The sequence below is a fragment of the Lacibacter sp. H375 genome (assembly GCF_037892425.1).
Classification (GTDB): Bacteria; Bacteroidota; Bacteroidia; order Chitinophagales; family Chitinophagaceae; genus Lacibacter.
Map to the genome: position 1 here is coordinate 2,380,039 of NZ_JBBKTT010000001.1, position 22,557 is coordinate 2,402,595.

Consider the following 22,557-nt stretch of genomic DNA (forward strand, 5'->3'; position numbering starts at 1 on the left):
ATTCATAAAAAATAGTTGAAATGAAAAAAATTACAATAAAAATTGCAAGCTTATTTCTGCTGATTGCATTGCTTGCCTCCTGTAAAAAATGGGTTGATTATGATCCGAAGGATGACTTCCTTGTAACTGAGGGAGCCTACCTGGCATCAGAAACCGATTACCGTACAATGGCGGTGAGTGTGTATTCTCCTTTGCAATGGATTAACCAGGTAGTACCCATCGGCGATATTGCTTCTGATAATGCAGTGAGCGGTGGCGAAAATGCATCCGATGTATTATCGCTTCAGCAAATTGATGATTATACGCATACACCTGTTAATTCAACATTGACAGACATCTGGCAATCGGCTTATGAAGGTATTAACCGAGCCAATTACATGACGCAGTACAAAGCAAAAAATATAGCCGGCAATACAATTGACTTTCCGGGTAAAGAAGCCCTTTACGGTGAAGTACTTTTTTGCCGAGCCTACTATTACTTCACCTTAGTGAAAATGTTTGGTGATGTTCCTTTGTTCGTTCAGAAACGTTTAACGCTTGCTGAAAGTAAAACATTACAACGCTCACCCAAGGCAGATGTTTACAAACAAATTGAAGCCGACCTTACTGCCGCTGTTGCCGTATTACCTGCAATACAGGCGCAAAAGGGTCGCATTACAAAATATGCGGCACAGGCGTTACTTGGTAAAGTTTTTATCTATCAAAACAAGTTTGATGCAGCAGCACCAATACTCGAAAGTATTATTACTGCTAATGCTTTTTCTCTTGTTCCAAACTTTGCATCAATGTATCTGGCAAGTGGTGAGAACGGTCCTGAATCTGTATTTGAAATTCAGTACTCAAACACATCACCTTATTACAACTGGGGCGGTGCAACAAGAGGCCAGGGTAACTATGCCGTGCAACAAAATGGTGTGCGTGGTTTAAATGGCTCAAGCGCTATGCCCTATGCTGCCGGCTGGAGTACCAATCTTCCAACCCAAAATTTAGCGAATGCTTATGCAGCAGGCGATCAACGTAAAGCAGCAACAGTGTTGGATATTGAAGCTTATAAAAATGCCAACCCCGCTTTTAATATTACTTACCAGGTTGCACCTTACAAGAATACGGGTTTATACAACCAGAAGTATTTACCACGTAAAGGTGAAACAAGTGGTCAGTTGGAATTAAACTACACCAACAATTTCCGCATCATCAGGTATGCAGAAGTATTGTTACTGGCTGCTGAAGCTTTCAACCGCTCTTCAACTCCAAATGATACAAAAGCACAAACTTATCTTAACCTTGTTCGCCGTCGTGCATTTAATGATAACCTGCATGATGTAACAGCAACGGGCACTGCATTGCGCCAGGCAATCTGGGATGAACGCAGATTGGAGCTGGGTATGGAAGGCGATCGCTTTTTTGATCTTGTACGCACAGGACAAGCCGCAACAAAGCTCACCGGGTTTGTTACGGGTAAACATGAAGTATTTCCTATTCCGCAAAGAGAAAGGGATATATCAGGTATCACCCAAAATAATAATTACTAATTCCAACACATTAAAAACTGAAAATCATGCGTACAATAAAAAATATCATTCAGTTTGTGGTTTTACTGCTCGTTGTTTCGGGTTGTAAGCAGGAATTGAATGATGATATTTCATTTCTTAATAGTGCAGCTACGGCAGGAAAGTTGTCGGCACTGTTTGAAATTACACAGGATAATACCGGTAATGTAACCATTACACCAAACGGCGAAGGCGCTGTTTCCTTTGATGTATATTATGGTGATGCAACAACTGCACCTGCTAAAGTGCAGGCAGGGAAAAATACCACTCATAAATATGCAGAAGGCGTGTATAACGTAAAAATCGTGGGCTACAATATCACAGGTAAAGCAACGGAAGCAACACAGCAACTTACTGTTTCGTTCCGTGCACCGGAAAATTTAGAAGTAATTGCAGATGTGGATGTAGCGAATAACTTTAAAGTAAACGTTAGTGCAAAGGCACAATACGAAACCATGTTCCGTGTGTATTTTGGTGATGTGCCAAATGAGGTTCCGGTTTCTTTTTTGGAAGGCGAAACCATCAGTCACACTTACGCAGCTGTTGGAACTTACACTGTAAGAGTGGTGGCGTTAAGTGGTGGTGCTGCTACAACACAGTTTACAAAGACCATAACAATAGTTGATCCAGTATTGCTGCCTTTGACATTTGAATCTGCAACGTTGCAATACAATTTCATCAATTTCGGTGGGGGTAATGTTACTGTCATCAACAACCCTAATAAAAGCGGTATTAACACAACTAACAAAGTTGGACGCATGGTAAAGAGTGCGCCGGAAGTATGGGGTGGCAGTGTAATAACATTAGGAGCGCCCATTGATTTTTCTGCCAACAAAGTATTTCGCATGAAAGTGTATTCACCAAGAGTGGGAGCTAAAGTGTTGTTGAAAGTAGAGAATGCAACTAATGGCGGTATCAGTTTTGAAAAAGAAACCGCAACTACAGTTGCTAACGCATGGGAAGATCTTGTGTTTGATTACAATGCGATCAATACAGGAAATTCATACCAGAAAATTGTACTCATCTTTGAATTGGGTACAGTAGGTGATGGTTCTGCCAACTTTACATTTCTGTTTGATGATATCCGTTTAACCAATCAAATTCCTACAGTACCATTAACACTGCCTGTAACATTTGATAATGCCGCTTTGAATTATGCAGTAACTGATTTTGGAGGCGCAACAACTGTAAATGATGTTGACCCGACAAATGCAGCGAATAAAGTAAAGAAAACAACCAAACCAACAGGTGCGGCTTCATGGGCCGGAACAACAATTGGCGCATACTTTACATCGAAAGTTCCTTTTACTGCAAGTCAAACACAAATGAGTGTAAGAGTATATTCTCCGGCAGCGGGCCTTCGTGTTCGTTTAAAATTGGAAGACCATAATGATAATACCAAATCGGTTGAAACCGAAGCAATAACAGAAGCCGCTAATACATGGGAAACACTGGTATTTGATTTTGCCAATCCATCTGCAGGAACAGCTTCACTCAATCTTGCTAATAATTACGATATGGCTTCTATCTTTTTTAATTTCGGGAAGGATGGTGATGATAAAGTTTTCTATTGGGATGATGTAATGTTTCTTTCTGCGAATGTGGTTCCAAATTATATCAATCTTCCAATAGATTTTCAGTCAACTTCTTACAGTTATTACATCACTAATTTTGATGGAGGAAATTTATCTATAGTGAATAATCCTTCTGCTACGGGAATTAATACAAGCACAAAAGTGGCACGTATGATAAAAAACCCAGGTCAGGTATGGGGAGGAAGTTTGATGGAGTTGGTGAACCCAATCAATTTTACAGGAAAAACAAATTTTAAAATGAAAGTGTTTTCACCAAGAGCAGGTGCAAAAGTTTTATTTAAAGTTGAAGGTCCGGGTGTGGCATTTGAAAAAGAAGTTGCAACTACTGCGGCTAATGCGTGGGAAGAATTAACGTTTGATTATTCTACTTTACCATTCGGGTTCTACACAAAAATTGTATTAATTTTTGATTTGGGAACAGCAGGTGATGGCTCTGCAAACTATACGTTTTACGTTGATGATATTTCACTTAATTAATTTCATAAATCATACATCATGATAAAGAAAATAAAATCTTTCGCACTTGTGTTCCTTGCAATTGCTTTCCTGGCGGGTTGCGAAAAAAAGGAATACAACTTTGGCGATTTTAAAACGCCATCGGATCTTACACTTACGGCTGCGGTTGCAGGTGTGGATGGAAACAATCCAAACGGAAATGGAACAGGAAATGTAGTGATTACAACAACTGCAAAAAATGCACTCACTTACAATATTGATTTTGGTGATGGCAAATCGCAAATAGTGCCATCCGGTACCATCAATTATAAATATAATTCACCCGGTACTGCTGATTATGTTATTACAGTAAAAGCTGTAGGAACAGGTGGCGTTGTGTCTACCATCAGCAAAAAGATAAGAGTATTTGTGGCATTTGAAATTCCGGCAACCATCTTACAGAATATAACTGGCGGCACTTCCAAAATATGGGTTTCAGATAAAGAGGCTCCGGGACATTTTGGTGTTGGACCAAACGATCAGTTTTCTCCTATTTGGTATGAAGCAGGACCTAATTCAAGAGATGCCTGCTCGTATGACGATGAGATCACTTTTTCAAAAGATGCGAATAATAATATCCTGATGAGCATCGATAATAAAGGACAATCATTTTCTATTGGCGCCTCAACAGCATTTTATGGATTCGGTGGTGGCGATGCATGTCTTGGAGTAACAGCATCCGGTACAAAAAAGTTAGCGTTCATGGATGCAACCTCTACATCAACACCAGCTGTCTCAACAAGGATACAGTTTGATGTACCAGGTAATGGATTGATCATTTTTGGTACAGGCGGAAGAACCTACGAGATATTATCTCTTACCGCAACAACAATGCACATTCGAAACATTGGAATAGATGGTAATGCATGGTATCAGAAATTAAAAGTGAAATCATAATACATGACAAGAATCTGTTCAATAGTGTTGTTATCTGCGCTGTCTTTTTTCTCTTGTAAGAAAAAAGGCAGCCCGGGTAACACCGATACGGCACCAACAAACCTTACGCTCAATGCAGTGGTAAGTACTGATAATAGCGGCAACGTAGAGTTCACGGCTGCTGCAACAAACGCTGCAACTTACGAGTATGGTTATGGTAATGGTGTGTTTGCATTAGTGCCATCCGGTAAAGTGACGTACAAATATCCTGCATCAGGAACCTACAGCGTAACAGTTACTGCAAAAAGTGCAGGTGGAAAAACTGTATCAAAAACAATCCAGATCACTGTAGCAGTTGGTTTGTCATTGATCTTTAGTGATGAGTTTACAACAAGCGGTGCACCTGATCCTGCTAAGTGGGGTTATGATATTGGTAACGGTACCGATGGCTGGGGCAACCAGGAGAAACAGTATTATACCAATCGTTCAGATAATGTAATTGTAGAAAATGGGTTACTGCGTATCATGTTAAAGAAAGAAAACTACAGTGGGTTTAATTACACATCAACACGGATGTTAACCGCCAATAAATTTTCCTTCAAGTATGGTATTGTTGAAGTGCGTGCAAAACTTCCATCTGGCGGTGGCACATGGCCAGCTATCTGGATGTTAGGTGCAAATATCGCCACAGCAGGTTGGCCTGCATGTGGAGAGATAGATATTATGGAACACAAGGGTAATGATCTTAACCGCATTTTCGGAACGTTGCATTATCCCGGCCGTTCAGGTGGTAATGCTGATGGGAGTTCACGCATTATCAGCAATGCATCAACTGAGTTTCATATTTATAAGGTTGAGTGGACCGCTGCAGCAATTAAAATTTATGTGGATGACGTGTTGTTTCATACGGTTGCTAATTCAACAGCTATTCCATTCAATCATAATTTTTTCATCATCATGAACCTGGCAATGGGAGGAACATTCGGCGGTGCTGTTGATCCAAATGTTACAGCAGCAACACTGGAGGTCGATTACATACGGGTTTATCAATAAAATGATCATATAGCAGAAGGGGAGTTGAGAGTATTCCCCGTAATCAATAGCAAAAGTGAATCATGTTTTTTTATTGAATCAAATATCTTTCACTTTTCTTCTCTTTATCCTTACACATTAATAAGTTATTATGAAAACATACATAGTACGGCTTGCTGCATTGTTGTTGTTTGTGGGGCTCACAACTACACAGGCACAAAAAAAGAAATTAGTCTGGGCAGATGAGTTTAATACAAACGGTTTGCCTGACTCCGCAAAATGGAGTTATGATCTTGGTCGTGGTTGCCCGAATAATTGCGGATGGGGTAATAATGAGCTGCAGTATTATACAGCGAAGCGAAAAGAAAATGCACGTGTAGAAAATGGCAAACTCATTATAGAAGCACATAAAGAAAAAATGGAAGATGCGAATTATACATCTGCACGGCTAGTATCTAAAAACAAAGGCGATTGGAAATACGGACGTATTGAAGTAAAAGCAAAACTTCCTGCAGGTCGTGGTATGTGGCCTGCTATTTGGATGCTACCTACCAATTGGGAATATGGGGGCTGGCCACATAGTGGTGAAATTGATATTATGGAAAATGTTGGTTATTGGCCCGATTCATTATTTGCCACAGTGCACACAGGAGCATACAATCACGGACAGGGCACACAGGTTGGTACGGCAATTTCCGTGAAAGATCTTTCTACTGCATTTCATGTGTATGCAATCGAATGGATGGCTGATAAAATCATTTTCATGCTCGACGGAAAGGAATATCATCGGTTCAATAATAAGAAATCAGGAAGTGCTGCGTGGCCGTTCGACAAACAATTTCATTTACTGATGAATATTGCTGTGGGCGGTAATTGGGGAGGAAAATTTGGTGTTGATGACAGCATCTTCTCCCAACGCATGGAAATAGATTACGTTCGGGTGTATCAGTAATAGTAAACGATAGTCTTAACTCTTAATCAACACAAGATCATGAAACGTGTTGCACTCTTACTCTGCTTTTCTTTCAGCTCAGCAGTTTTATTGGCACAAGCAACAAATGAAGTAAAGATGAATCGCTTTCTCGATTCATTGATACGCTTAATGACGCTTGAAGAAAAGATCGGGCAAATGAATCAATACAGCAGCGACTTTGCTGCAACCGGCCCTATTACAAAAGATGGCGATAAGCAAACGCAGGTACGTAAGGGAATGATCGGTTCTTACCTCAACGTAACAGGTGCAGAACGTACACGTTCGTTGCAGGAAATTGCCATGCAATCACGTTTGAAAATTCCGTTACTGTTTGGACAGGATGTAATTCATGGTTACCGAACAATTTTTCCATTGCCATTGGCAGAAGCCGCAAGCTGGGATATGGAAGCCATTGAACTCAGTGCACGCATTGCAGCTATTGAAGCAAGTGCAGCAGGTATTCATTGGACGTTTGCTCCAATGGTTGATATTGGTCGTGACCCACGTTGGGGTCGTGTAATGGAAGGTGCAGGTGAAGATCCTCTTCTTGGTTCGCTCATTGCAAAAGCAAGGGTGAACGGTTTCCAGGGGAAAGGTTTTGGGAATACAGATGCCGTGCTGGCTTGTGTAAAACATTTTGCCGCTTATGGCGCAGCTGTTGGCGGTCGTGATTATAATTCAGTTGATATGAGTCCACGCATGTTGTATGAAACTTATCTGCCACCGTTTAAGGCAGCAGCAGATGCAGGTGCTGCAACATTCATGAATTCGTTTAATGATCTGAATGGTATACCGGCAACGGGTAATCGTTTTTTGCAGCGTGACATTTTAAAAGGACAATGGAAGTTCAAAGGATTTGTAGTGAGCGATTGGGGTAGTGTGGGTGAAATGGTGAACCATGGTTTTGCAAAAGATAATTATGAAGCAGCAATGCTTGCAGCAAATGCAGGCAGTGATATGGATATGGAAAGCCGTGCATACATTCAGCATCTTTCCCGCTTGGTAAAAGAAGGAAAAGTAAAGATGGCTGTGATCGATGATGCAGTGCGCCGCATTCTTCGTAAAAAATATGAACTGGGTTTGTTTGCTGATCCATACAAATTCAGCAATGTGCAAAGAGAGAAAGAGCAATGGAATAATCCACAGCATCTTGCTGCATCAAAAGATATAGCTGCAAAAAGTATTGTATTGCTGAAAAATAACAACCAAACCTTGCCACTTTCAAAGCAAACAAAAAAGATCGCTCTTATTGGTCCGTTGGTGAAGGCAATAAAAGAACATCTTGGTTTCTGGAGTTATGATTGGGATGATGATTCTGCACGTGTGCCGAGTCTTTATCAATCTATTCAAAATAAAGTTGGCAGCAACACCCAGTTGCTTTATGCAAAAGGTTGTGAGTTGACAGATAGCAGCCGTGCTGGTTTTGCAGCAGCTGTTGATGCAGCCAATCAAAGCGATGTAGTTGTGATCTATGTGGGTGAAACAAGAAATATGAGTGGCGAGGCAAAGAGCCGCAGTAATATTCATTTGCCTGGTGTGCAGGAAGACTTAATAAAAGCAGTTGCAGCAACTGGTAAACCTGTTATCGTTTTAATTGCAGCTGGTCGTCCATTGGTGTTTAACTGGACGGCGGAGCATGTGCCAGCAATCTTATATACCTGGTGGCTGGGAACAAAAGGTGCTGATGCAATTAGTGATGTATTGTTTGGTGACTATAATCCTTCGGGCAAATTACCAATGACCTTTCCACGCAGCGAAGGACAAATTCCAATTTACTATAACTATTACAACACGGGTCGTCCTGCTAAAACAGAAACCGATATAAACTATGTATCGGCTTATACTGATCTGCTCAACAGTCCGCAATACCCATTTGGTTTTGGATTGAGTTATACGAAGTTTCAGTACAGCGATATTCAATTGAACAGATCATCTTTTAAACCCGGTGAAACATTAACCGCAACTGTTACTGTAACCAACAATGGTAATTATGATGGAGAGGAAGTAGTACAGTTGTACATCCGTGATATTACAGGTTCGGTTGTTCGTCCGGTGAAAGAATTAAAAGGCTTCAAGAAAATAAAGATCAATAAAGGCGAAAGTAAACAAGTGCAGTTTACACTGACTGCAAACGATCTTCGTTTCTATAATGACAAACTACAGTACATCTATGAGCCGGGTGATTTTAAATTGTTCATTGGCGGTAATAGCCGTGATGTGAAGGAAGCTAAGTTCGAATTGAAAAAGTAGTAAAGCAATCAGTATCATAGCAGCAAAACAAAACCCTTTCAATGTTGAAAGGGTTTGTTGTTTTTAGCGCTTCGCTAAGTCGGCTTTTTTAAAGATGGATCTTACTGCGGCTTCAATTTCTTTCGAACTGATGTTACGGTTGCTCACCTCATCTGTAGCCCAACCTTGCCATACTGTTTTACCACTGCTGGCATCGATCATGTTAACAGTTATAGTTCCTTCCTTAACTGTTCGTTCGCTACGGTCGTAGCCAACAAACTGAGAAGGATAGTTTACAATAAAGTAACGCCTGTAATAGGGGCTATAGAATGTTCTGTAGAAAGGCTGCGAATAAACCGGATCGTTATTTTGTATGGTAGAACGTTCTACCAACAGATCATAACTCAATAAAATATCCGGACGACGTTTCGTTTCGCTCCATCCTGCTTTTGTTAATTCCTTACTTACGGCTGCACGGATATTAGCTTCTGCAATATCGTTGTTGTTGTTACGATCATTGCGTCCTTCACCATCTTTGTCAACCCATGCAAACGTTTTGTAATTGGAAAAATTAAATGCCTGATCTTTTTCAATGTGGGCTGCAGGTCCGCAACCAACAATAAACAAGAGCAAGGCCGGTAAAAACATCCATCCGCTCAGGTTCTTTTTCATAATGCCTCCTTTGTTTTAATAGTATGTTCAATTAACATACCACAGACGATAGCTGATAGCTGCAAGTTTATTAAAGCATTGTGAAAGTCTGTAATGGTAATTTTTTGTGAAAGACCTAATTGCTTCTTATTGCTTAGTCTTGAAAACAATAGTCCTTGGAGTCAAAACTACCCTGTCAATACCCGCTGGGTTCATTTAACATGTTTTCGATAGGAGCGAGTATATGAGCTGCAGCTTTTGTAAGAAGTTCAATGCCACTAACATCATTCGCATGAGGGAGTTTAGCACTTCTTTCATACACTCCCATCGTTCCTAAAACAAGATTATGATTATTTTTTATCGGCACACTCCATGCTCCTGCATAACCTATTGAAAGCGGGAGATGTTTTAATTCTGACCATTTATCATCTGCAAGAAAACTTTCAGTGATAACGATTTTACCTGTTGCTGCGGCTGCAGCACACGTGCCAACCGAAGGGTGAGGCTGAATTCCATCAATTGCATTTAAATAATCCAAGGGTAAATTTGGGGACGCTCCATTTCGGAGTAAACCATTATGATCAATTAATAAAATGGAGACAACGCAACCAGACCCAAGTAGTTTCTCTGATTCGATTGCCAGATACGTTAAAATATTCGCCTTCTTTTCGCCATTTGAAGCCATTAATAAAGAATTCTCAAAAATTTCCTGGTAATTTTTCATTGGTCAATAAATGTATAATTAGTTCATAATAAGGGTCCGAAATACTGCTAAAATTTCGGGGAAATCCTGCGAGTTTGCTAATAATACAAATGCTGTACCGATTTTTTTTAAACTGAAAATCAATGATCTGCTCTCCAATATAATGCTGTTGGCACAGGCATACCTTCAATATTGGTAGCCTCGCCAATATTTTTTAAAGCTAGTTGAATATACTACGCCTTAAATAGCAAACTGAATATGGGGCATTGAACTTGCAGTATTGAAAGGATGTGCAAAAATATCCACGCAAGATAAACGCAACTTTATATGATCAGTGATCCCGTGTTAAAAATAGGCCCTGCAAAAATTGAGCAGATCATTGATGATCCTGAAGCAACTGCCAGGGCGGTTAAACTGGTATATGTAAATTCCAGTGATGATGGGATAGAACGAGTACGGGCCGGCAAAGGTTTTTCTTACAAATTCAAAAACAAAAGACTGAATGACAAGAAACACCTTGAGCGCATAAAGTCATTGGTGATACCACCGGCCTGGGAAAACGTATGGATCTGTTATTTAGAAAACGGTCACTTGCAGGTGGTGGGTCTTGATGCCAATAAACGGAAACAATACAAGTATCATCCGTTGTGGAATGAGCTACGCAATCATACGAAGTTTTACCGCATGTATCAGTTTGGGAAACTGCTGCCTAAAATGCGCCTGCAAATGGAAAAGGATCTTGCACTACCCGGGTTGCCATTGAGAAAAGTATTGGCATTAGTCGTGAGTTTGTTGGAACGTACGCATATCAGAGTAGGAAATTATGAGTATGAAAAATTATACGGGTCATTTGGTCTCACCACTTTCAAGGATAAACATATTGAAGTGAAAGACAGCAGAATCAAATTTTCGTTCAAAGGCAAAAAAGGAATTCATCACAACCTTGACCTGCGCAGTAAAAAACTTTCAAAGCTCGTGCAGCAATGCAAAGACATACCGGGAAAAGAACTATTTCAGTATTACAATGAGAACGGTGATCGCAAGCCAGTTGATTCAGGCATGGTGAATGATTATATACGGGAGATCAGCGGCCAGGATTTTACGGCAAAAGATTTTCGTACATGGGCAGGCACCCTGCATGCTTTTCTTGCTCTTTCTGATATGGGAATGGAAGAAGAAGAAAGCAACATTAAAAAAAATATCGTCAGTGCATTGGATATAGTAGCGGAGAAATTAGGTAATACAAGAACCGTCTGTAGAAAATATTATGTGCACCCCAAACTCCTCACCTGGTATGAAAATAAAACTATACAAGGATATTTTAGCGGGTTGAATAAAATTGAAAAGAACGACAATGCAACCGGCCTCTCGACGGTTGAAAAAGAGTTGATGAAAATCTTGAAGCAGTAGGGATAAGATTTTATTTGGTTGAAGTTATGCTTGCAAAGTGCCGCTGACGCCAGCCCCTGACTAACACATGATCAGATTATATCAATTTCTCCAATTCTTTCATGGACGCCTTTATAAATCCCTCTTTATCTTTTTTCACTTCTTTCAACATTGCTTTTCTGTCGGCCGGTATGGTAAAATATTTTTCAGCCCATAAGTTTATTTCAATCATTAAAGGAAGCAGGTCAATTCCTTTTTTGGTTAACCTATATAACACTTTTGCTTTACTCTCTGGGTGTTCTAACTTTTCAATGATCTTGCTTTCTTCAAGTATCTGTAATCTTGAAGCCAGAATATTTGTGGCTATATGTTCCGGGGCTTTTAGAAAATCACCATAAGTACACTCTTTTGCAATCATAAGGTCTCTGATAATCAACAGCGACCACTTATCTCCCCATATATCAAGTGAACTACTAACAGGGCAATCTGATCTTTTTTTGAGTTGAGTCATAAAAATATTTTTTAAAATAACTTGCAATTTGCAAGTGATTTGTATCTTGCACTTGCAAATTGCAAGTAAAAATACAACGCAATCAGAAATGAAACAAACAATTTTAGTAACCGGTGCTTCCTCAGGCTTTGGGTGACTCATCGCCAACAAGCTCCACGAAACTCACAGGCTTTAGTAACAGCTTATTTACACAACAACCAATCAAACTATTTCAATCATGACAACAACAACTAAACAAAGTGGAAACGCAACGAATGCCGGTTACACTTACGCAACAGTTCCCACAAAGTTTGTGGAGGCTAACGGAATAAAAATCGCCTATCGTTCTTACGGTAAAAAAGGCGACATACCTGTTATTTATCTCAATCACTTAACGGCAAACCTTGACAATTGCGATCCAAGAATTATGGATGCAATTGCAGCACACCGTCATATTATTTCCTTTGATTACAGGGGCGTTGGTGCAACAACCGGCGAGCAGGGAACAAGTATTGCCGATATGGCAAAAGATGCAATTGCTTTTATTCATGCCTTGGGATACAAGCAAGTTGATATCGTGGCTTTTTCCATGGGTGGTTTTATTACCCAGGAATTACTTTTAGTGGAACCACAGTTGGTACGTAAAATAATACTTGCAGGTACGGGCCCAAGAGGTGGAGAGGGCGTTAGCGATGTGGTTGGTTTAACGTATAAGGATGTTTTTAAAGGCATCCTCACTTTCAGAGACCCCAAGTTTTATTTATTCTTTACACAAAACAAAGTGGGTAAAGAAGCAGCCCGTGATTTTCTGAAACGTTTAAACGAAAGAACAGAAAACCGGGATAAGAAAGTAAAACTGAGTGTATTGAAAAAACAGCTGCAAGCCATTGCAGCCTGGGGGCATGAAACCCCTGCCGATCTGAGCATTTTTAATCATCCTGTATTAGTAGCAAATGGTGATCATGACAGAATGGTTCCAACACCCAATTCGTATGATCTGGCAAAGCGTTTTCCAAATGCTGAAATTATCATTTATCCCAATTCAGGCCATGGTGGCATCTTTCAATATCACAAAGAATTTATCACACAGGCATTAAGGTTTTTATTAAACTAAAAATATAAACATGAAAGCATTCATAGTAAAGCGCTATGGCAAAAATGAAAAATTACAGCTCACTCAATTGGCCGAACCGCTTGTAAAAGAAACGGACATATTGGTTCAAGTACATGCAGCAGGTGTAAACCTGTTAGATTCAAAAATCAGGGATGGCGAATTCAAAATGATCTTGCCTTATAAAACTCCATTTACGTTGGGGCACGATGTGGCAGGTGTAGTAACAAAAGTTGGTGCAAAAGTTAAGAAATTCAAAATTGGTGATGAAGTATATGCAAGACCTGCCGATCATCGCATTGGTACCTTTGCAGAATTTATTGCAATGAATGAAAACGATGTGGCACTTAAACCAAAAAATCTTTCGATGGAAGAAGCTGCTTCTATTCCATTGGTTGGATTAACAGCATGGCAGACACTTGTTGAAAAAGCAAACCTGAAAAAAGGGCAAAAGGTTTTTATCCAGGCAGGCTCTGGTGGTGTAGGCACATTCGCCATTCAGTTAGCAAAACATTTGGGTGCAACTGTGGCTACAACAACAAGTGCGGCAAATTTTGATTTGGTAAAATGCCTGGGAGCAGATGTTGTGATTGATTACAGAAAGGAGGATTTTGAAACCGTACTAAAAGGTTACGATGTAGTGTTGAACAGCCAGGATAAAAAGTCGCTTGAAAAATCGTTGCGGGTATTAAAACCAGGCGGAAAAGTTATTTCAATTTCTGGTCCGCCTGATGTGGACTTTGCAAAACAAATTAATTCCACCTGGTTTTTGAAAACAGTGACGAAATTTTTGAGTGCAGGCATTAAGAAAAAAGCAAAACGTCTTGACCTAAACTATTCTTTTCTTTTTATGCGGGCACAGGGCGAACAATTAAGTGAACTTACAAAACTGATAGAGCAAGGCATAATAAAACCTGTAATGGATAAAGTGTTTCAGTTTGAACAAACAAATGAAGCGATAGCCTATGTGGAAACAGGTCGTACAAAGGGCAAAGTTGTTGTGAAGGTGAACTAACATCCATTGCACAGGGTTGAAGTGCTTTGGTTGAATGATGTTAATATGTTGATTGTGCAAAAATGAGGCGATTGCTGTGGATGGTAAACAAAAACTATCACAGACCTTCTTGTGTGTACTGAGCGTTTTGGAACGTATCACCAACAAAGAATTTATATTCTGCAGCAATGCATGTGCCGATGGTGATAACACAAAACGGCGGCGAACATTAGAATTATAATTGGGCAAAGAATACCAACAACGGCAATAATGCAGTCCTAAGTTCTTAATTCTTTAGCAGAAAATAAACTTTAAAAAAAGTCCGCCGTTACCAATGGCGGACGTTCAATCTTTTTTTCTAATTCCATGGCAAGTGCATCCTGCTTAATACCAAGTATCTCACGGATACGTTTTACATTTCTTCCTTCGTGTATGGTCTTTTCTGTTATAATGCTAAAGTAATTACTTCTACCTTTTTAATAATGGTTTTCTTTCATGAACTATTATCCATCAACTTTCTTGTTCTTTAAAAATTCCTGAATCGCATATTGAAACACTGACTTTCCCTTCTTTACTTTTTTTGCATACTTCGCTTTTAATATGGGATCGTTATTGATAGATTGTGCGTAAGCAACCGCTTCAGCAAAACCGCTTCTTTGTTGTTTTTGTAGTGGACTTGGTAACACCTTGCTCATATCAGGGTAACGGGTCACCACTGTTTTCTTCCCATATTGCTTAAATACAAGTTGTTTGCCGATCTGGCCTCTCAATCCTTTTGTAACAATGTTATTGCTTGTTCTTGCCATAAATACAGGCATTTGAATAAACAAGATAAACAATATAACACGCAAATGCAAGCATCCTTCGCTCATCTTTCGCTTTTTAAGCCACTTTTCACCCTGTAAGCAGACAGGTTAATGCCGGTTTAAAGGCATAGAACAACTCAATAGTTATAATTCTAACCGGGAATTGTTATTAGAAATTACTGCCTCAGGTATCTATCTACTAAACGCTATAGAACAATTAAAATAAGAGCGCATCCAGGCAATTTGAATAGTTATTTCTTTTTAGGATTTGCTGCATCTTGTTTTTGTATAAATATAGCAGGATAAAATAAGGCAGCTATTCCATCAGGTAGTGGGCTTAAGTAAATAAACACTTGGTTTATTTCTTCAAGGCTTCCCGCACCTTCGGAGCGATCTTCGTTCCAAATAACTCAATTGACTTCATTAACGATGCATGCGATGGGCCACCAACATCCATATGTGCTGAGAAACGTGTTAAGCCAAACATCTCCTGCATCTGTAAAATTTTATCAATTGCTTCATTGGCATCTCCAATGATCAATGCTCCCTCTTTGCCTCTTCCAAAATCAAATTGATTACGCTGATAGGCGGGCCATCCACGACTGCTGCCCACTCGGGTCATTTGTGCAGCGTATAAAGGATAATATTCATCCGCAACCTGTTTACTGTTTTCTCCAAAGAAACAATGCATGTGCACACCCACTTCAAACTTATTCATATCGTGCTCAAAATGCTGGTACACTTTTTTATAATAATCGAACAGCGGTTGAAATTGTACCGGGCTTCCCCCAATAATAGCAAAGATCACAGGCAAGCCGGCCTTACCAGCACGCAATACAGATTCCGGTGTGCCACCAACAGCCACCCAAATGTTGAGATGATCATTCACCGCACGTGGCAGTATTTGCTGGTTATTTAATGCAGCTCGGTATTTTCCTTTCCAGGTAATCGGGTTTTGATTATTTATTTTTTGCAACAGGTCTAACTTTTCGTCGAACAATCCATCATAATCGCTCAGGTTGTAACCATACAATGGAAACGATTCAATAAAACTGCCACGACCTGCAACGAGCTCAGCACGGCCGTTACTCAATTGATCAATGGTTGCAAAACTTTGGTACACACGAACAGGATCGGCTGAACTTAATACTGTTACGGCACTGCCCAGTTTAATATTCTTTGTAACAGTTGCTGCTGCGGCTAAAATAATTTCAGGTGTTGATACAGCATAATCAGGACGATGATGTTCACCTATGCCGTAAAAGTCGAGACCAACTTCATCCATCAATTTTATCTCTTCAATTAATTCACGCAACCGTTCACCGGCAGATAACGGGTTACCTGCCGCATCGTAATGATTATCGCCGAACATGCCCACGCCTAATTCCATAGAAATTTATTTTGAATGCAAAGATAGGCGAGAGAAGAGTTTGGAGAATGGGCTGAGATGCTAAGCAGCAGTTGTTTTCTTTTTCTTCTTTCCTTTCTTCAGAGGTTCTTCTTTTGTACTTGGGTCGGCAGGTTCAGTAATTTTGTATTCTGCAACATCAACCTGTATCTTGTTGCTTGTGTCGGACGCCAAAGCCAATGATATTTTTATGTTTCCATTTTCACTCACAACGTCTATTACAGATTCTTGTGGCTGATCATTCGCTTTTTTGAGGAGAGCTTTGTATTGAGCTTTCCCATTTACAAGAAATTCTTTCCAATCGCAAACAGATATTTCAGTGATCTCCCCTTCAACCGTTTCTGTTTCACCATTCATTGTAGCTGTTAAAGTGATTTTGCTGCTGTCGATTGTAATGGTTGACTCCATTGGCATTTCTGTATTGAGAACGCCATTCTTAAAATCTCTTGCTTTGTCACATTTAAAGGTTACTGTTCTGTCGCATTGGGCATAGGTAAAATTATATGAAACAAGTAATGCGGTCAGCAGAAATAATTTTTTCATAATAGTTGTTAAGTGAAGTAATTAAATGGGCATGAACGAATTTAATTCATCGCTAAACATGCTCCGTTAATCAAACGTTAACGCAGGTAATCAGTTGTCAATTAGGGATAGACACCTCTAATGTGCAGCCTTCGCCAGGTGCTGAGGCAAGTTGCATTTTACCTGAATAGAAATTAACACGACTGTTGATATTTTTTAAACCGATTCCGTTGCCTTGTTGCTGAACATCAAAACCCACTCCGTTATCATGAATAAAAAGAATGAGATGATTGTCTGTTTCTTGTAATCGAATTGTTACCTCAGTTGCCTTTGCATACTTAAGAATATTGTTCAGCTGTTCCTGCACAATGCGGTAGATCATCAGTTCTTTATTTTTATCAACCTGCAATGCATCATAATTTTTATCAACCAATAATTGCACGCTTAGCTTATTTGGTTCCTGCACACTTTCAACCAGATCTTCCAGTGCTTCTGTCAATCCGTTATGACCGAGTGAAGGCGCCACAAGCGAATGGGATAATTTCCGGATATCCTGCATTGCTTCTTCAAGATGCAGGTAACACCGTTCAATGATCTCTTCATTAAATGTTTTTTCTGTTTTAGCCACACCCAGGTAAAGTTTCACTACGCTCAGTAACTGATTAATATTATCGTGTAGCTCAAGCCCAAGTTCATTACGTTCTTTTTCCTGCGCCAATATGGTTATTTCGGTAATAAGTTTTTGTTGCGAAAGTTCCTTTTCCTGGAGATTTTTCTCCAGTTGCCGTTGCTCAGTAATATCAACCATGATACCACTCAGTTTTGAAGGCTTCCCATCCTCCACACTTACCGCCACTATATCACGCAGCCAAAGAATGCGACCGTCAGCTGCGATCATCCTGTATTCGAACTGATGCGATTTTCCTTCAGATGTTGATTGTGCACAGTAGTTAACTGCCCATGTGCGGTCTTCTTCATAAATATGGTGAGCCCAGAAGTTTGGTTCATTGATCCATCTTTCAACAGGATAACCCAACATCCTTTCTGCTTGCTTGCTCACAAATGTGAATTCCATTGTTAGTGCATCTGCTTCCCACACTATACCATCTACACTATTCATTAAAGTATAATAACGTTCCTGCGACTGTTTAAATTTATATTCCACCAATTGGCGCCGCTGTTCTTCAGCAATCCTCTTCTCCTGTAATCGTTTTATTTCAGACTTGTTGATGATGTAGGCAGTTGCCCAAATCAATACGCCAAACATAAAAATTACGGCACATACAAAGAGGGATACCCATACCACAACCGAAAAACGCTCTCTTAACATACCCGTTAAAACATAATAACCCAGCACAACCGGAATGATAACCAGAGCAGGTAATAATAAACGTGCCGCTTTACCGCCGGCATGCATATTGGTTATTTCAGCTACAAAACCACGCCTGCTTTTTGCTAACAATAACGCCATTGAAAATAGCATGAAGCAGATGCCGGTATGAAAGGCCATGGGCGTAAAAGAAGTGATCAAATAATTTGAACTGAGGTGATAGATATAGCCAATCACAGAAAGAATACCCAACCCGTTTACTGGCAGAGCAATCCATTGCGATGCTTCGATGCGATTGCTAAGTAATAAAAGAAGTGAAGTACCTACCAGCAAAAAACCAGCTGCGGCATGCGCTACCATATAATTAGCTTCACCTTTGTATAAAGTGGATTGTACTTCATTTGTGAAGAGCAAACGATCGATACCTAAATCATACAAGTCAATAACAGCAAGAAGACGTAAAACTGCAATGATGATAACGAGTATTGCAAGACTTTTTGCAACAACAAGTTTGTAGCCTTTTTCCTGCGAAAGCAAAAAAGAGAAGCTGCTAAAAAGAAAAGCGATGGCTGTCATGGGGTTCATGGCAACCATTTCCGGCATGATCTGTTTCAGGAAAAGATTGTCTTGCTGCCAGCCCCACAACACTAATAAAACTATTGCAATCACAATAATTGCAGAGGCTCTTGTCAGATAAAATGAAATACGGTTCAAAGGAAGGATGCGAGTTTTTTGGGATAAAAGGACAAGCAATATTAACGAGTTTGGACGATTTTCCGGGTTGATTTTTTTTGCTGATCAATCCAGAGCTATAAATGTTGCATGAACAACAACTTTATTCAAATGATTTTTCCTCTGGTGCAGTTTGTGTGCACGCCTTCAAAATGACCGGTTCGCACAATTTCTTTTTCTTTGCACTTATGCATCCCTCGCAGCTACAAATAAAAGATTTTACATATGAATTGCCTGATGAACGTATTGCCCGTTACCCGTTAGCTGAACGTGACCTCAGCAAATTGCTCATTTATAAAGAAGGTAACATCTGCGAAGATGTGTACCGTAACCTGCCTTCATATTTACCTGCCCACAGTTTACTGGTGTTCAACAATACCAAGGTAATTGAAGCACGCATTCTCTTTCATAAATCAACCGGCAGCATTATTGAAATATTCTGTTTAGAGCCTGCTGCAGGTGTTGAACTTACACAGGCTATGATGAGCCAGGGATCTGTACGCTGGACTTGTCTTGTTGGTGGTGCAGGCAAATGGAAACAACAGTTCCTTGAGAAACAACTCAACACACCAAAAGGGAATGTGTTACTAAAAGCTGAAAAACTAAAACAGGAGCAAGGTTCTTTTGAAATTGAGTTTAGCTGGGACAATACACATTTCACGTTTGCTGAGTTGTTACACTTTGCCGGTGTACTGCCTTTGCCCCCATACCTGCAACGGCAAACAGAAGCAGCTGACTATGATCGCTATCAAACCGTTTATGCAAGACAGGAGGGTAGCGTAGCCGCACCAACAGCAGGGTTGCATTTTACTCCTTTATTATTTCAGCAGTTGCAGGAGCATGGTATCAAAAAACAATTTGTTACACTGCATGTGGGAGCGGGTACGTTTCAACCGGTGAAGAGTGAAACCATGCTGCAACACAATATGCACCGTGAGTGGATAGAAGTAACTGCTGATACGATTGAATATCTGTTGAAACAATTACCCGGCAACATTATTGCTGTGGGCACCACTTCACTTCGAAGTATTGAAAGTTTGTACTGGATGGGTGTTAAAGCCATCATCAACCCCCATGCAAGTATTGAAGAATTGGAAGTGCAGCAATGGGACGCATACGATCTGCCGAAACAGCAAATCGCAGCAACAGAAGCTCTGCAGGCATTGCTTGATTGGATGAAACAACATCGACTCAACCAACTTATCTGTCATACACAAATATTAATAGCACCTGGTTACAAGGCACGTATTGCTTCAGCCATCATCACCAATTTTCATCAACCCAATTCCACTTTATTATTATTAGTGGCTGCTTTAATTGGCAGCGATTGGAAGAAGGTATATGACCATGCTATGGCCAATAACTTCCGTTTTTTGAGTTATGGCGATGGGAGTTTGTTGTGGGTGGCGGAAAGGGAATAGTCTTCATCCGATAGTAGTTAGTGAATAGGAATTCTGACTAAAGACTAAAGATTGCCGACAATCGGCTGGCATCTTACTAACGTCTACTAGCTAGCCGCCGCAGCTTTCACCGATTTTTCTTGCACATATGTATCCTTCTATTACCTTTGATTTCAGTTCGGGAAAACCAATCAACCAAATTGGTTCGTATCCTCACTTAAATATTATTTGTGGGAAAGCACACATCAAAAGTAACAGCGGCCGGCTTGTTAATTGCGTTAGGCATTATTTATGGCGACATCGGAACTTCTCCCCTGTACGTTTACAATGCTATCATTGGTAACCGGGTCATCTCAGAAACACTCATCGTTGGCACATTGTCCTGTATTATCTGGACACTGACTTTACAAACCACTATCAAGTATGTGATCATGATCCTGCGGGCCGATAACCGTGGGGAAGGAGGCACATTTGCGTTGTATGCGTTGGTGCGGCGCAGGCGAAAATGGCTGGTAATTCCGGCTATGATCGGTGGGGCATCGCTGCTGGCTGATGGTATTATTACTCCCCCTATTTCTATTACTTCTGCTATTGAAGGTTTGAAAGTGCTGCCCCAATTGCGTGATATGCCTGTGAACACGGTTGTAACTATAGTATTGATCATTCTATCGCTGTTCTTTTTTATGCAGCAGTTTGGTACCGGTTCTATTGGTAAACTGTTTGGCCCGGTAATGACGGTTTGGTTTACCATGCTGGCCATACTTGGTGCTGCGCATGTGTTTGATGATCTCTCCATTTTCAAAGCATTGAACCCATATTATGCGTACGATTTTCTTGCCACTTATCCCGAAGGTTTCTGGTTGTTAGGTGCCGTGTTTCTTTGTACCACCGGCGCCGAAGCTTTGTATAGCGATTTGGGCCATTGCGGAAAAGAGAATATCCGTATCTCCTGGGTATATGTAAAGATTTGTTTGCTCATTAACTACTTTGGACAAGGCGCATCCCTTCTTGCAAACTATAATGGTAAACTTATAGACAGCACGTTTAAAGCAGAATCCGGCATTCACGCATTCTACGATCTTATGCCGCATTGGTTTATTATCATTGGTGTTGCCATTGCTACTTCGGCTGCAATTATTGCCAGCCAGGCCATGATCTCAGGAGCGTTTACGCTCATTAGTGAAGCCATGCGTTTGAACCTGTGGCCCCGTTTGAAAATTGTTTACCCAAGTGAAGAAAGAGGACAGCTGTTCATTCCGGGCATGAATCTTTTCATGTTCCTCGGTTGTACGTTCGTGGTGTTGTATTTCCAGGAATCATCAAAAATGGAAGCGGCGTATGGCCTGGCCATCATTGTTACCATGATCATGACCACGATGCTGTTTGCTAACTTCCTGGTGTTGCATCGGGTTAAACCTATTTACATCTGGATATTCCTGGTTGGGTATCTCACGATAGAAGCTGCTTACCTGGTGGCATTAATGGATAAGTTTTTACATGGCGGTTATATTACACTTATTATCGGGTTCGTGATGTTTATGGTGATGTATGTATGGTACCGTGCACGTAAAATTAAAAACCGTTACGTGGAGTTTGTGCGGTTAGATCATTACCTGCCTATGTTGCAGGAATTAAGTAATGATATGACGGTAACCAAACATGCAACGCATCTTGTTTACCTCACCAGTGCAAACAATCCAAAAGAAATAGAACATAAAATCATTTATTCCATCCTTAACCGCAAGCCAAAACGTGCCGATATTTACTGGTTCGTACATGTTGATACATTGGATGATCCTTATACCTGCGAGTATGAAGTAAGCACCATTATTCCCAATGAAGTGATAAGGGTTGAATTCCGTTTGGGTTTCCGTATGCAACCTCGCATTAACCTTATGTTCCGCAAAGTGGTGGAAGACATGGTGAGCAACAAAGAAGTGAACATTACCAGCCGTTACGAAAGTTTGCAACGTAATAATGTGGTGGGCGATTTTCAATTTGTGGTAATGGAGAAATTCCTGAGCCAGGATAACGAATTGCCTTTCTTTGAACGCATCATTATGCGTTTCTACTTTATGGTGAAGAAGCTTGGACTGAGCGAAGAGAAAGGCTTTGGTCTTGATCAGAGTAATGTTGCCGTTGAGAAATTCCCATTGATCGTGGCACCAATCAGCAGTTTGAAGTTGAAACGTATTTACAACGAAGAGGATGAAGAATAGGTTTATAGTTTATTGTTTATAGTTTGTGGTTTATTGTTCATCAATATTAATA

The 22,557-nt window shown here is 40.3% G+C and carries 18 protein-coding genes; 11 read left to right on the plus strand and 7 right to left on the minus strand.

The genetic code is table 11. The features are described 5' to 3' along the window. Window positions 1-20: 20 nt before the first annotated feature. The 6 genes from WG954_RS10565 (at window position 21) to WG954_RS10590 (ending at window position 8,771) form a co-directional block, all read left to right on the plus strand. Window positions 21-1,532, plus strand: a complete 1,512-nt coding sequence (locus tag WG954_RS10565; RefSeq protein ID WP_340436242.1) for a RagB/SusD family nutrient uptake outer membrane protein — start codon at window positions 21-23, stop codon at window positions 1,530-1,532. A gap of 26 nt (window positions 1,533-1,558) precedes the next feature. Beyond that, entirely contained in the window at window positions 1,559-3,622 is a 2,064-nt protein-coding gene (locus WG954_RS10570) for a PKD domain-containing protein (protein ID WP_340436244.1), read from the plus strand. Between the two features lie 18 nt (window positions 3,623-3,640). After that, entirely contained in the window at window positions 3,641-4,537 is an 897-nt protein-coding gene (locus WG954_RS10575; RefSeq protein ID WP_340436246.1) for a PKD domain-containing protein, read from the plus strand. A gap of 3 nt (window positions 4,538-4,540) precedes the next feature. Continuing rightward, window positions 4,541-5,569 carry a family 16 glycosylhydrolase gene (locus WG954_RS10580; protein WP_340436247.1) on the plus strand — a complete coding sequence of 343 codons (1,029 nt, stop codon included), beginning with the start codon at window positions 4,541-4,543 and terminating at the stop codon, window positions 5,567-5,569. 130 nt (window positions 5,570-5,699) lie between these two features. Beyond that, window positions 5,700-6,500 carry a glycoside hydrolase family 16 protein gene (locus WG954_RS10585; protein ID WP_340436249.1) on the plus strand — a complete coding sequence of 267 codons (801 nt, stop codon included), beginning with the start codon at window positions 5,700-5,702 and terminating at the stop codon, window positions 6,498-6,500. Window positions 6,501-6,539: 39 nt separating this feature from the next. Further along, entirely contained in the window at window positions 6,540-8,771 is a 2,232-nt protein-coding gene (locus WG954_RS10590; protein ID WP_340436252.1) for a glycoside hydrolase family 3 N-terminal domain-containing protein, read from the plus strand. A 63-nt stretch (window positions 8,772-8,834) separates the two neighbouring features. Here the strand turns inward: WG954_RS10590 and WG954_RS10595 are convergent, their stop codons facing one another. Together WG954_RS10595 and WG954_RS10600 are read right to left on the minus strand one after the other, a co-directional pair. Then, on the minus strand, window positions 8,835-9,422 hold the full coding sequence (locus WG954_RS10595) for a DUF4136 domain-containing protein (RefSeq protein ID WP_340436253.1): 588 nt from the start codon (window positions 9,420-9,422) through the stop codon (window positions 8,835-8,837). A 175-nt stretch (window positions 9,423-9,597) separates the two neighbouring features. Then, window positions 9,598-10,125, minus strand: a complete 528-nt coding sequence (locus WG954_RS10600) for a GAF domain-containing protein (protein ID WP_340436255.1) — start codon at window positions 10,123-10,125, stop codon at window positions 9,598-9,600. A 306-nt stretch (window positions 10,126-10,431) separates the two neighbouring features. Here WG954_RS10600 and WG954_RS10605 point away from each other — a divergent pair, with 306 nt between their 5' ends. After that, window positions 10,432-11,514, plus strand: coding sequence for a DNA topoisomerase IB (locus tag WG954_RS10605; protein ID WP_340436257.1), 1,083 nt, complete (start codon window positions 10,432-10,434; stop codon window positions 11,512-11,514). A gap of 76 nt (window positions 11,515-11,590) precedes the next feature. Here the strand turns inward: WG954_RS10605 and WG954_RS10610 are convergent, their stop codons facing one another. Next, complete coding sequence (locus tag WG954_RS10610; protein WP_340436260.1) at window positions 11,591-12,004, minus strand: winged helix-turn-helix transcriptional regulator; 414 nt, start codon at window positions 12,002-12,004, stop codon at window positions 11,591-11,593. Window positions 12,005-12,221: 217 nt separating this feature from the next. Between WG954_RS10610 and WG954_RS10615 the strand changes: the two genes are divergently transcribed. Then, the gene (locus WG954_RS10615) at window positions 12,222-13,097 is read left to right on the plus strand and encodes an alpha/beta fold hydrolase (protein WP_340436262.1); all 876 of its coding nucleotides are present in this window, start codon (window positions 12,222-12,224) and stop codon (window positions 13,095-13,097) included. A 10-nt stretch (window positions 13,098-13,107) separates the two neighbouring features. Next, entirely contained in the window at window positions 13,108-14,109 is a 1,002-nt protein-coding gene (locus WG954_RS10620; RefSeq protein WP_340436265.1) for an NADP-dependent oxidoreductase, read from the plus strand. Between the two features lie 482 nt (window positions 14,110-14,591). Here the strand turns inward: WG954_RS10620 and WG954_RS10625 are convergent, their stop codons facing one another. The 4 genes from WG954_RS10625 to WG954_RS10640 all read right to left on the minus strand — a co-directional run bounded on the left by WG954_RS10625 (window position 14,592) and on the right by WG954_RS10640 (window position 18,868). After that, the gene (locus WG954_RS10625; protein WP_340436267.1) at window positions 14,592-14,960 is read right to left on the minus strand and encodes a hypothetical protein; all 369 of its coding nucleotides are present in this window, start codon (window positions 14,958-14,960) and stop codon (window positions 14,592-14,594) included. Between the two features lie 292 nt (window positions 14,961-15,252). After that, entirely contained in the window at window positions 15,253-16,284 is a 1,032-nt protein-coding gene (locus WG954_RS10630; protein ID WP_340436268.1) for an LLM class flavin-dependent oxidoreductase, read from the minus strand. Between the two features lie 60 nt (window positions 16,285-16,344). Further along, a complete protein-coding gene (locus WG954_RS10635; protein WP_340436270.1) occupies window positions 16,345-16,845 on the minus strand; it encodes a hypothetical protein in 501 nt (166 codons plus the stop codon). A 97-nt stretch (window positions 16,846-16,942) separates the two neighbouring features. Further along, window positions 16,943-18,868: a PAS domain-containing protein gene (locus tag WG954_RS10640; RefSeq protein WP_340436272.1), complete on the minus strand. Its 1,926-nt coding sequence runs from the start codon at window positions 18,866-18,868 to the stop codon at window positions 16,943-16,945. A 101-nt stretch (window positions 18,869-18,969) separates the two neighbouring features. Here WG954_RS10640 and WG954_RS10645 point away from each other — a divergent pair, with 101 nt between their 5' ends. Then, window positions 18,970-20,307, plus strand: coding sequence for an S-adenosylmethionine:tRNA ribosyltransferase-isomerase (locus WG954_RS10645; RefSeq protein ID WP_340436273.1), 1,338 nt, complete (start codon window positions 18,970-18,972; stop codon window positions 20,305-20,307). Between the two features lie 209 nt (window positions 20,308-20,516). Continuing rightward, a complete protein-coding gene (locus WG954_RS10650) occupies window positions 20,517-22,505 on the plus strand; it encodes a KUP/HAK/KT family potassium transporter (protein WP_340436276.1) in 1,989 nt (662 codons plus the stop codon). The last annotated feature ends 52 nt before the right edge of the window (window positions 22,506-22,557 follow it).